Raw genomic sequence first — 11,448 nt, 5'->3', positions numbered from 1 at the left:
CCGATGCTTTACAGCACATTCCTTGATTTATACAGGTATCTGGACTGTAAGGTTAGGTTCATACCGGGGATTAGCTCAATAAATGCTGCCGCCGCGATATTTGGAATTCCCATGGCAGAAAAAGATGAGATATTTACAATAATTCCGGCAGTTAATGATTATGAATACATGAAAAAAATGATAATGGGGACAAAAAATGGGGCAATAATAAAGGCCATTGGGGCAAAGGATGTATTAAAAAAATTACTGGATGATGAGCATTTGAAAAAGTATTATATTATGGAAAATGTATCCCTAAAATCCCAGAAAATATATAATAATATAAATGATATAGACTCATATATGGCACTGGTGATTTTAAAATGATTCATATAATAGGCGCGGGTCCAGGAGACCCTGATTTAATAACAGTTAAGGCTGCAAGAATTATAGAAAAAACGGATGTCATTTTATATGCCGATTCACTTGTAAATCCTGATATTTTAAAGAATGCGTCCACAGATAGAATATACGGAACCTCTGGCATGAACATAAATGAAATTAATGAAATTATTCAGAAGTTTTATAATGAGGGCATGGACATAACAGTAATACACAGCGGTGATCCGTCAATATACGGTGCAATTAACGATGTAACGTCATTTATGTTAAAAAATAACATGAATTATGAAATAATCCCAGGCATTTCATCACTTTTTGCCGCTGCAGCAGCAATGGGCATGGAATTAACGTCCCCGGGAAGCACACAGACAATAATTATTACCAGGGTGCCGAGGCGTACTGAAAAATTTGAATCCGAGGATCTTTCTGTTATGGCCAGGCATGGAGCCACCCTTGGCATTTTTTTAAGTGCATCAAATGCCGGTGCGGTAACAAAAAAACTTCTTGATGCAGGGTATTCCCCGGATGACCGGGTTATAATAGCATACAGAATTTCATGGCCAGATCAAAAAATAATAGAAACAACCGTAAATGATCTTGAAAAGACGTTGTTTGAGAATAGAATAAACAGACAGGCATTAATACTTACCGGTGGTGTATTTACACATAATAGTGATGTTAAATCATTTCTTTATAACCCAAATTTTGTTCATTTATTCAGAAATAATAAAAATAAGGTACAGTAATTACGATAAATGTAATACTTTTACTGTAAATTCAAATGACCCTTTAACATTATCCCTAATCAACCTCCATATTTATGTATTTCCTTATTAGCCATTCGTCATTAATATCCATTGCTATTGAAACAACCAGCCTTATCAATGAATTACTATCTGGAAATGCACCTATCTTTTTAGTCCTTCTCTTTAATTCCCTGTTGAATCTCTCTGTTACATTGTTTGTATGTAATCTTCTTTGGTGTTCTTCAGGGAATTATGTATATAAATACAATGAATCATACCATTTATAGAACATATCATCTATTGATTTATTTAACTTCATTTCCTCCATCCTATATATGGCCATCCTAAACAATGATTCATTCATTAATGCCCCTGACACTATTTTTGATATATCCTTCCAATGCTCATTATTCATGGTATTTTTTAAATTCTTCATGAAATGGAAACGGCAGTACTGCCACAGTGATCCGGGGAATGATTCTTTTACTGCCTTCATTATTCCCCTATGGCCATCTGATATTACCAGCTTTACTCCTGTCAATCCTCTTTCCTTGAGTTTAAAGAAGAAATTATTCCAGTCTATTTCATCCTCTGAATTATAAATATCCATTGATAATATCTGCCTTATTCCATTGGTGTTTACACCTATTGATGTGTATAATGCCATTGATTTGTATTTACCATTTTCCCTGACCTTGAAGTATGTTGCATCTATGTATAAATATTTTATTTTATCCTCTATTCTATTCTCTAAGAATTCCTTAACCTTTTTATCAAGCTCCCTATTCAGTGATGATACGTACTCAGGAGATACATTTACACCCAGATTATTTATTATACTGTTTACTGATCTTTGACACACCATTGATGTATGATTCTGCTATTACAGAGTTTAAAGCCTTTTCAACATTTGAGTACTTGTCAAATAACTTAGTTTCAAATGATCCTGACCCTATATCAGGCTTGTCCAATATTAATTCACCATCCAAAGTCTTTAATTTCCTCTTCTTGTAACCATTCCTGTATCCTGTTCTTCCATTAGTTATTTCATATCTTACAGCATTTAACTGTTCAATGGCCTCCTCATCCATTACATTGTTTAGAAACCATGTAATCAGTTCCTTCTTTCCCTCTTTTCTGTCATTTATGAAAAGCTTTATTAATTCTTCTATACTTATTAATTGACTCTTTGCATTTGTCATTTTTTCATCTCCTAATGAATTTATGATATTGCAAAGAGTCATTTTAAATTTACAGTAGATTAATTACATTATCATGTTATTATTGCTATTACCATTACATATATATTTAAAAATGCTATGAATATTATTAATGGAACCATAAATAATAAAAGAGAAATAACCGGTAATTTTGTTATTTTTTGTTTTAAATCCATTTTATATTTTTTGATTACATAGTATCCGTAAAATGCACCGAAAAAGCCTATGGGCACATTTATTAAAAATATATACCTCCAGTTATATAAAACAAGAAAGCCGCCTAGAACAGGGCCTATTAATGTTCCTATTACCCATGAGACAGAATTTATGCCGACGGCCCTTCCACGCTCCTTTGGTGGAAATGCATCCAGCAATATGGGTATGCAGCCAACAGATAAAAATCCGGATCCAATTTGCATACTGCATTTAACTGTATCCTTAAACTTTTTACCGGCCTTCCATAATCATCGAATACATATTTACTGGAAACTCCATTTATCACATTAACAATATAGATATAAATATATTTAAGTGTTTTTAATCACTTTTAATTACATCTATTAAAATTACATTATTAATATATAAATAATGAAATAGTACTATTTAAGTAATTTAATTTTATTTTTAGTGCAATATTTTTTTAAATTATTATCAAATGTGAATAAGGGTACATTATTAATTTTTGATATAAATGATATTATTACATCATTGAAATTTTTAAATTCATAAATATTATTTGAATTATTTATTATATTAATAATATAATCATTTTTTATTTCTATGACCTCTGATTGATAAGAATTATAAATTTCAAGAATCTTATTTTTTATATTTTTAAAAGGAACACCAATTTTAGATGAAACATATATAAATTCATTTATAACTATTTCTGGTATTATTATAATGTCTATTTTATTTAGCACTTCCTTTGCCTCATTGTGGTATTCTGAATCCTCAATAAATTCATAAATTAATACATTTGTATCTATTACTGCTTCCATTCTGTTTTTCCTCTGTATTCTTCCTTTGCCTGATTTATTTCAGCATTTGTTAATTTTCTTCCAAGCCTATATGTTAATTTAAGTTTATCATTATCTGTATTTTTAATTTTATTATAATTTCTTAACTTTTCATTTATTAATAAAGAAAGTTTTTTGGTTGTGCCGTATCTTTCTATAGATTCATCAATAAGTTCTTTGTATATATTATCATCCAAAATGATGGTTGTTTTTACCATAATATTATATTATAAATCGCAATAAATATTTTATGGTAATATGGTTATATGAATACATAATTCTATATCTTTCCATTATTTAATAATTGTATTTATATGACAATAATCTTCCTGAATATACGCTTAATATCGTTATGTCTGAATGCATATAAGGATAAAATAATGGTACAATAAGAATATAAGAATATTAAAACATTAATTTGCAGCATTTTTTATTAAATTATTTTTCAATGTATTTTTTCTTAAAAACGGTATTAATGGTATAATAGAAATTAATGATAGTAATGACACCATTATAAGGTAATAGCTTGTTCCCAAAACTATGTTTGCATGTATATATGATACTATAAATCCTGATGACACATAATTAGAATAAAATAATAAAAATAATGGCAGTAATGATATTCCTATAATCAATGCTATAGCAGTCTTGCAACCCTAAGCATTTCATTTTTCGGAACCGCACATTTTGTATCATTTCTATTATAATTATATTTCATTGCAAGTGACTGCAAAAGTCTCCGCAATGACTTATATGCCCTGAAGGCTGCAAGAGGTTTATGACATTTTTATTTAATCTTAGACATGCAACATTTGCATCATTTACCGACATTTCTGCATACTGCCTCTCAGACCTTATTGGCAGGTGACGGTTTCCTTTATACATATTAATATTCACCGTTTTAAGCTATTATTTCATTAATGATTAAATTTTTTGGATACAAACAGATCTTATTTATTCCTGCAAATGCTTCATGTACTTTTTTTATCATATTATAAACTTGGTGATTTTCTGCCATTCTTATTGGTAAAAATATATTCAATAAATATTTTAAATAATTTTAACTATACAAGCAATGGACGAAAAATTAAGAATTTCCAAAGCCATATATTTGCTTTACCTTATACAGAGAAACAGAATAGGAATTAACGTCAAATGGGCGGTGTTAAAGCCTCTAATATCATTCCTTTTTGGTGAAAATATATTTAACGAATTAAAAGACAATCTTGTAATAAGCACATTTAATGAGGATGCAACACTGGAGGTTATAAACATCAATGACCTTTCATATGCTATTGATCAGCAGGCAAAGGAGGAATTATTTCAGAGCGTAATTTCATATTTTGCAAAATTTGATGAGGTATCAGGAATTATGCATGTTGTATATTTATACAGGAAGCTTGCAACAATGATAGTTGAGACAATAATACTTAACATGAATATTAACTGCAAATCATGCAATCCTGAATTAAAACTTGCCATGCCAATAATAGTTTCCGATGATTTTTATTATTCAAAGGTATTTGCTGATTATTCAAAAAATGAAATAAAAAAACTAAAATTTGATATCAACAGTTTTACGGAATATTTAAATCAGAAATGGTTTATAAAATTAATTATAATGGTTAAGGATGGAGAATACGGAAATTACAGCTATTCAAAAACGTCTGAAAACATAGACCCTGAGTTTTATAATGGTGTTATTTTCTTAATTAAAAATGATGGGCTTGCAGCCATAGTCATGCATCTTGATGAATTTTTAAGCAATAAAAAGATAAATAATGCCATAACAAAATATAATTATAAAAACCTTAGAAAGGAAAAAATAAGAAGATTCTATGACTGGTTGAGCATTGCCAATGATATAGCAGTTGGAATGGAGTTCCTTGTCGGTAGTTTTTTATTCCTTCCAAATCATAATGAGCTTGATGGTGTTTACCTTTTTATAATAGGAAGCTCCCAGCTTTTAATAAGGCCAATGATTAATATTGTGCGCAGGGCACATTTATTTTTATTATCAAAAATTAACAGATAAATTTAATTTTATATTATACATAAAGGTTTATGAAAATAAGAGTGGAAATTAAATACCTGCCAAATGTTGAGGATCCCGAGGCGCTCAGCATAAAGAGAAACCTATCCATGCTTGGATATTCCGGTATAGATGATGTTAAAACATACAAAATTTATGAGTTTACAACATCAATAAATGAGGAGGATTCAATGCGCCAGATTCAGGATATATCTGAAAATATACTTACCAATCCGGTTATTCAGGAATATAAAATAGAGAAGATAAGTGATTGAATTGTTTAACATTCTGGATGCGGATGATGATAATTTAAAAAAAATGGGCAATTCGCTTGGATTATCCTTGGATGAGATGATTGTATTAAAAAACTATTTTTCTGGACTTAAAAGGAATCCAGAGGATATAGAGATTCAGGCAATTGCACAGGCATGGAGTGAACACTCGGGCTATAAAAGTTCAAAGATATACCTTAAAAGGTATTTTTCAGGCCTAAAAAGCCCTTATACGATTTTAACAATGGAAGATGACGCTGCTGTTGTATCATTTAATGAAGATTATGCGTACGTTGTTAAAATGGAAAGCCATAACCACCCCAGTGCTGTTGAGCCATATGGTGGTGCTGCCACCGGTGTTGGGGGAATTATAAGGGATGTTCTTTGCATGGGTGCACAGCCGGTTGCCCTCATAGATTCATTATACTTTGGAAATCCAGAAAATACCAGTGGCATGTTAACAGAGAGATTTATTATTAACAGGGTTGTTGCAGGAATCAGGGACTATGGAAACAGGGTTGGCATACCAACTGTTGCCGGTTCAGTAGATTTTGATGACAGCTACAATACAATACCACTTGTAAATGCAGGCTGCATTGGCATAGTTAAAAAGGATAAAATTGTAAGAAGCAGGGTTGAAAAGGAAAATGATATATTGATAGTCTGTGGTGGAAGAACAGGCAGGGACGGCATTCATGGTGTTAATTTTGCATCAAAAACGCTCAATGAAAATGATTCAGAGAACAGGAATGCTGTGCAGCTTGGAAATCCCATTATAAAGGAGCCATTGATACATGCAATACTTGAAATAAATGACCTTGGCATAATAGATGGCATGAAGGATCTTGGCGGTGGCGGTTTTTCAAGTGCCGTGGGTGAGCTTTTATACGCTGGCGGTTTATCTGGCATCATAAACCTGGATAATGTGCTTTTAAAGGATGCAAACATGGAACCCTGGGAGATATGGGTCAGTGAATCACAGGAAAGAATGCTTCTGGCCATGGAAGAAAAAAATTTAAAGCTTGCAGATGAGATTTTCAAAAAATGGGGTATAGAATATTCAGTAATAGGCAGAACAGTAAAAAGTGATAATTTAATCATAACATATAAGGGCAAAAAGATTTTGGATATGAATTTAAAATTTCTAACATCAGGGCCGGTATATGCAAGGAATTACCGTCCGGTGATTAATAATAAATCAGATATTGCAATTAGGGAGCCAGAAAATTATGAAAAATTTATAAGGGATTTTATTTCAAGGCCAAACATATGCTCAAGGTTTAATATTGTTAGGCAGTATGATTTTACCGTTAGGGGATGCACAATAACAAAGCCATTCACCGGATTTCCGAATCATGAAACGCATTCAGACGCATCAATTATTAAGCCCCTGGAAAATTCAATGTCAGGCTTATCGATAACTTCAGGTTCCAGGGGCAAAATTGTAAGTATAGATGCATACAATGGCACAATGTGGGTACTTGCAGAGGCGTATAAAAATACAATAAGCTCCGGTTCAATGCCGCACAGCATTATCGATGCCCTTAATTTTGGAAATCCTGAAAACCCTGAAACAATGTTTAAATTTAAGGAATCTGTGAGGGCCATATCAGATTTCTGCAGGTATATGGATCTTCCATTGGTTTCTGGTAATGTCAGCTTTTATAACCAGTCTAAATATGGTGAAATAAAGCCCACACCCAATATACTTATGATAGGCATTATGGATAACATAGTAAAAAGGATAACACCAGATTTAAAATCCACTAATTCAGGGTTATATGTAATAGGTAATATTATTAATACGCTGGCAGGAAGCGAGTACTCAGAAATGTTTAATGCAGAATATTCATACATACCGCCTGTGAACCTCAATGACCTAAAGATATTGATGGAATTATTAAAAAATAACAGGGAAATAATTAATTCTGCACATGATGTTTCCCAGGGTGGATTAATAATGGCACTTTTAGAGATGGCATTTGGTGGGTCCATAGGCATTGATGCTGATTTATCCCAAATAGATGGCAAGTTGAACGAAAAATTATTTTCAGAGCTTGGCACGGCCATTGTAATAGAGGTTAAAAATGGCATGGAAAAAGCGTTTGAGGAGAAATTTAAATCGGTTAATCCGGTTAGGCTTGGAAAAACAGTAAATAATAAAATAATCATAAAAAATCTTGGGAAGGTTGTAATAAATGAGGAAATAGACAATTTAAGGCATATATGGGAGCATGGACTTGATAAATATATATAATCAAAAATTTTATAATTGTTTTACATAACATATTATGGGAGATTTTATAAAAAAATTTGAATATCTGGAGGATTTAAATATAACACTGGAACTTGCATACAGATTAAATTATAACTTCAAGGGATGCGGATACATAAAGGTGTATTCAGGAAAAATAGACCCGGAAGAGGAAAATTATGAAATTTATATGGAAAGCCTTGACTGCGGAATGTCAGAGGATGAGGTTAATTCAAAATATAATAAGATGATTGGTGAAATAAGGTCCGGTGATATAGACCTGTCTTTATAGAATCATCTTCTAACAAATGTTAAATAAAACATTTAAATCATTATCCGTGAAAAAATACTGGAGAATTATTGCAGTTATCCTTATAATATCAGGAATTATCATGGTTGGCACTGGGTATCATGGACTTACCCAGATTCCTGTAAAAAACAGCGAGCATCAGATCAATTCCGGTGAGTATGAATCAGATGATTTTAACTTTTCCTCAAATTATGAGCTAATGATGATTACAAACAGCAGCAATTACGGCCTTGTAAAGGAATCCATGGCAAAGTATATTTCACCAGCGAATATAAGTAAATATGCGGTAAAACCCGTTTCATCCAGTGATGGTACATTAATTTATAAAAATCTAACCGGGAATTATGTTTTTATAGCATTTAACAGCCAGAAACCATTGATGGACTATGAATTTGCAAAAATAACAGAATTCAATGATGTTAAATATTCCGGTTATCTTGCTGCCTTAGGGGCCCTATTCACCGGATCTGGCATTATCTTGCTGTTCATTTATATAGTTTATCCAAAACTCAAAAATAATAACAAAAAAATTTAAACCTATGTGTTATATTGTTTTTATGATCGTCTCCCCCCTGGATTACAGATATGGCAGAGATAAAATGAAAGGTGTTTTTTCAGAGGAAAACAGGTTAAGAATAATGCTCAGTGTTGAGGCCGCACTTGCACAGGCAGAATCGTATTATAAAATCATACCTGAAAATGCGTATAATGATATACAGAGAGTTGTTAATTCTAATCAGGTTAAACTTGAAAGGGTAAAAGAAATTGAGAAACATATAAAGCACGACGTAATGGCCATTGTTGATGCTTTAACAGAAAAATGCAATGAGGGAAAAAATTATGTCCATTTTGGGGTCACATCCAATGATATTAATGATTCTGCAACTGCAGTACAGATCCATGATGCCATAAACATCATTACATCAGATCTTATTGAATTTATGAATATTCTTATAAAATTGATAAATGAAAATATGGACACAATAATGGTTGGGAGAACACATGGCCAGCATGCCAGCCCCATTACATTTGGCCTTAAGCTTTCTGTATACCTTTCAGAGATTACAAGGCACCTTGAACGTTTAAGCGGCGCAAGGCAGAGGATAATTGTTGGAAAAATTTCTGGCCCGGTTGGAACAGGTGCCGCTTTAGGTGATAGGGCAAGGGACATTCAGAATAAAACGTGTGAGATACTCAGGATAAGGCCGGAAACTGCATCAACACAGATAGTGTGCAGGGACAGATACATAGAGTATCTGTCAATTTTAAACAATATATCAGTATCTCTTGAAAAGTTTGCCACCGAGGTCAGGAATTTACAGAGGCCTGAAATTAATGAGGTCTCAGAATATTTTAATTCCAGCGAACAGGTTGGGTCAAGCTCAATGCCCAGCAAAAGGAATCCAGTAAATGCCGAGAATATAGTGAGCCTGTGCAGGCTTATAAGGTCCTATATAATTCCGGAGTATGAGGCGGGCATACAGTGGCATGAAAGGGATTTAACAAACAGCGCCCTTGAAAGATTTACAATACCATACACATCCATACTGACGGATGATGTGCTTGCAAAATCAATTGATTTATTTAAGAACATTTATATAAATAAGGATGAAATGTTAAAAAAGGTAATTAATGATCAATTCATTATGTCTGAAAGTGTAACAGTAACCCTCGCCAGAAATGGTATGCCCCGGCAGGAGGCCCATGAATTTGTAAGGGAGGCATCAATGAAGGCTTACATGGAAAAGATTTCATTTAAAGAATCACTAATAAAAAATGGAATAGAAAAATTTATAGATAAAAGCATGCTTGATGATGCTCTTGACCCATTTAAATTCACAGGCATGTCCAGAGAAATATGTATGGGTGCCATAGAAGAGGCGGAGAATATGATTAAATACGCAACAGGTGATTTGTATGATTAATAATTTCGATAACAAAAAACTGGAAGATAAAAAAATGTATAAGCTGATACTTGAAGAAATTAATGGGGATGAAAAATCAATAACAGGGATACAGAAGTCTCTGGAACAAAAGGGAATAAACATGCACAGGCTTGTCCTTACGGGATATCTTGATGCCATGGTTGAGCTGGGAATATTAAAGGAGAAGGAGATTAAACCTGCCAGAATTTTTTCATTCCTTGATGATAGCCAGGATATTTATTCAATAGTAGGTGATGTTGCCAGATCAATGGATTCCGAAAAATCTGGACTCTATTCATTGTATTTATTGAATTATCTCTTTGAACGTCCAATATTTATGAGGGAAATTGAAAAATGCAATGTTTCACAAATTAACAAGAATGATTACAACACTGTAAACCCACCGTTAAGATCTGACTATATAAGAAAGCTCGAGATGACAGGCGTAAAAATTCCACAGAGCAATTTAATGATAGAGCCAGTAAATAAGGATATTTACACAATATCAAGGCTCCTCAGGGAAATTGTTTATTCTCAGTTTGATTTAAAAAAATATAACGTGGCAAATAATAATCAGAGAACTCTGGATTGAAAAGTTTATATTTCTAAATTAACTTATAAAAAGGACAGTTATGACAATATACATGTATGTTTTAGCATATAAATTAAATGGGCAGTTCTGGTCATTGGACCCGGAGGGTAAAAAATCAGTAAACAAAAAACTTATAGATTTTATAAATGGCTTTAAAAAGAATTTAATCAGCATAAAATATTATAAATCGGTAAGGCATGATAATGATATTTTGTTCTGGTCAACAGCCTATGAACCAATAAACCTTGAAAAACTTAAGGAGGGGATTAATTCTGCACTTGGCACCTATGGCGATTCAACATACAGCATGCTATCATTATATGAGGATTCACCGTATATTAAGGAGGGAAAAAACCTGGAGGATACATTAAAAACAGACCCAAAGAAGTATTTTGTGGCATACCCAATGAGCAAGGATCGTGAATGGTATTTAATAAACTATGAGGAACGCAGGAAAATACTCGCAGGACATATAGGAACTGCCAGGGGAGATAGGGAAAGTTCAGGAATTTTGTCATATACAACGTACTCATTTGGCCTTGGAGATCAGGAATTTGTGGTTTTATATGAGGTTGAGGATCTTGCAGCCTGGTCCCATGTAACGGAAAAGCTTAGAGAGGTTCTTGCCAGAAAGTGGATAACAAACGAAACCCCAATATTTGTTGGGATTTATAATAATGATGATTTGGTTGATTAA

General features: G+C 32.7%; 14 protein-coding genes and 1 pseudogene. 10 read left to right on the top strand and 5 right to left on the bottom strand.

All coding sequences use genetic code 11. From position 1 onward, the window contains the following. Together QXW15_RS03000 and cobM are read left to right on the top strand one after the other, a co-directional pair. A partial coding sequence (locus tag QXW15_RS03000) for an SAM-dependent methyltransferase (RefSeq protein WP_342789941.1) occupies window positions 1-366 on the top strand: 366 nt, incomplete at its 5' end. Further along, window positions 363-1,127, top strand: a complete 765-nt coding sequence (gene cobM / locus QXW15_RS02995; protein ID WP_048102210.1) for a precorrin-4 C(11)-methyltransferase — start codon at window positions 363-365, stop codon at window positions 1,125-1,127. The genes QXW15_RS03000 and cobM, both read left to right, overlap by 4 nt. A 55-nt stretch (window positions 1,128-1,182) precedes the next feature. On the opposite strand, the pseudogene QXW15_RS02990 reads toward cobM, so the two are convergent. The 5 genes and pseudogenes from QXW15_RS02990 to QXW15_RS02970 form a co-directional block, all read right to left on the bottom strand. Further along, window positions 1,183-2,329 (bottom strand): annotated as a pseudogene (locus QXW15_RS02990) (IS256 family transposase). 71 nt (window positions 2,330-2,400) lie between these two features. Further along, window positions 2,401-2,766, bottom strand: coding sequence for an MFS transporter (locus tag QXW15_RS02985; protein ID WP_287961318.1), 366 nt, complete (start codon window positions 2,764-2,766; stop codon window positions 2,401-2,403). Window positions 2,767-2,946: 180 nt separating this feature from the next. Then, window positions 2,947-3,348 carry a PIN domain-containing protein gene (locus QXW15_RS02980; RefSeq protein WP_287961319.1) on the bottom strand — a complete coding sequence of 134 codons (402 nt, stop codon included), beginning with the start codon at window positions 3,346-3,348 and terminating at the stop codon, window positions 2,947-2,949. After that, window positions 3,336-3,584 (bottom strand): hypothetical protein, encoded by a 249-nt coding sequence (locus tag QXW15_RS02975; RefSeq protein ID WP_287961320.1) that lies wholly within the window; start codon window positions 3,582-3,584, stop codon window positions 3,336-3,338. The genes QXW15_RS02980 and QXW15_RS02975 overlap by 13 nt, the downstream gene beginning before the upstream one ends. A 195-nt stretch (window positions 3,585-3,779) precedes the next feature. Further along, entirely contained in the window at window positions 3,780-4,001 is a 222-nt protein-coding gene (locus tag QXW15_RS02970) for a hypothetical protein (protein ID WP_287961321.1), read from the bottom strand. 440 nt (window positions 4,002-4,441) lie between these two features. Between QXW15_RS02970 and QXW15_RS02965 the strand changes: the two genes are divergently transcribed. Genes QXW15_RS02965 through QXW15_RS02930 form a run of 8 tightly spaced genes read left to right on the top strand, consistent with a single transcriptional unit; the run spans window position 4,442 to window position 11,448 of the window. Further along, complete coding sequence (locus tag QXW15_RS02965) at window positions 4,442-5,401, top strand: YrhK family protein (protein ID WP_342789939.1); 960 nt, start codon at window positions 4,442-4,444, stop codon at window positions 5,399-5,401. 29 nt (window positions 5,402-5,430) lie between these two features. Further along, a complete protein-coding gene (purS, locus tag QXW15_RS02960) occupies window positions 5,431-5,673 on the top strand; it encodes a phosphoribosylformylglycinamidine synthase subunit PurS (RefSeq protein WP_048102209.1) in 243 nt (80 codons plus the stop codon). Beyond that, on the top strand, window positions 5,666-7,927 hold the full coding sequence (gene purL, locus QXW15_RS02955; protein ID WP_342789938.1) for a phosphoribosylformylglycinamidine synthase subunit PurL: 2,262 nt from the start codon (window positions 5,666-5,668) through the stop codon (window positions 7,925-7,927). Before purS ends, purL begins: the two co-directional genes overlap by 8 nt. Before the next feature lie 34 nt (window positions 7,928-7,961). Next, window positions 7,962-8,216, top strand: coding sequence for a hypothetical protein (locus QXW15_RS02950; protein WP_054964280.1), 255 nt, complete (start codon window positions 7,962-7,964; stop codon window positions 8,214-8,216). Window positions 8,217-8,262: 46 nt separating this feature from the next. Next, window positions 8,263-8,769, top strand: a complete 507-nt coding sequence (locus tag QXW15_RS02945) for a hypothetical protein (protein ID WP_342789937.1) — start codon at window positions 8,263-8,265, stop codon at window positions 8,767-8,769. 22 nt (window positions 8,770-8,791) lie between these two features. Beyond that, the gene (purB, locus tag QXW15_RS02940; RefSeq protein WP_054964278.1) at window positions 8,792-10,159 is read left to right on the top strand and encodes an adenylosuccinate lyase; all 1,368 of its coding nucleotides are present in this window, start codon (window positions 8,792-8,794) and stop codon (window positions 10,157-10,159) included. Then, entirely contained in the window at window positions 10,152-10,751 is a 600-nt protein-coding gene (locus tag QXW15_RS02935) for a hypothetical protein (protein WP_048102565.1), read from the top strand. Before purB ends, QXW15_RS02935 begins: the two co-directional genes overlap by 8 nt. Before the next feature lie 52 nt (window positions 10,752-10,803). Further along, complete coding sequence (locus QXW15_RS02930; RefSeq protein WP_342789936.1) at window positions 10,804-11,448, top strand: chlorite dismutase family protein; 645 nt, start codon at window positions 10,804-10,806, stop codon at window positions 11,446-11,448.

The organism is Acidiplasma sp., from assembly GCF_038728925.1.
Classification (GTDB): domain Archaea; phylum Thermoplasmatota; class Thermoplasmata; order Thermoplasmatales; family Thermoplasmataceae; genus Acidiplasma; species Acidiplasma aeolicum.
This window is presented reverse-complemented; position numbering and strand designations above follow the sequence as displayed.

Excerpts from the sequence above, each read along its gene's own strand:
- cobM (WP_048102210.1), top strand. The coding sequence starts at position 363 with ATGATTCATATAATAGGCGCGGGTCCAGGAGACCCTGATTTAATAACA.
- QXW15_RS02985 (WP_287961318.1), bottom strand. The coding sequence starts at position 2,766 with ATGCAAATTGGATCCGGATTTTTATCTGTTGGCTGCATACCCATATTG.
- QXW15_RS02980 (WP_287961319.1), bottom strand. The coding sequence starts at position 3,348 with ATGGAAGCAGTAATAGATACAAATGTATTAATTTATGAATTTATTGAG.
- QXW15_RS02975 (WP_287961320.1), bottom strand. The coding sequence starts at position 3,584 with ATGGTAAAAACAACCATCATTTTGGATGATAATATATACAAAGAACTT.
- QXW15_RS02965 (WP_342789939.1), top strand. The coding sequence starts at position 4,442 with ATGGACGAAAAATTAAGAATTTCCAAAGCCATATATTTGCTTTACCTT.
- purS (WP_048102209.1), top strand. The coding sequence starts at position 5,431 with ATGAAAATAAGAGTGGAAATTAAATACCTGCCAAATGTTGAGGATCCC.
- QXW15_RS02950 (WP_054964280.1), top strand. The coding sequence starts at position 7,962 with ATGGGAGATTTTATAAAAAAATTTGAATATCTGGAGGATTTAAATATA.
- purB (WP_054964278.1), top strand. The coding sequence starts at position 8,792 with ATGATCGTCTCCCCCCTGGATTACAGATATGGCAGAGATAAAATGAAA.
- QXW15_RS02935 (WP_048102565.1), top strand. The coding sequence starts at position 10,152 with ATGATTAATAATTTCGATAACAAAAAACTGGAAGATAAAAAAATGTAT.
- QXW15_RS02930 (WP_342789936.1), top strand. The coding sequence starts at position 10,804 with ATGTATGTTTTAGCATATAAATTAAATGGGCAGTTCTGGTCATTGGAC.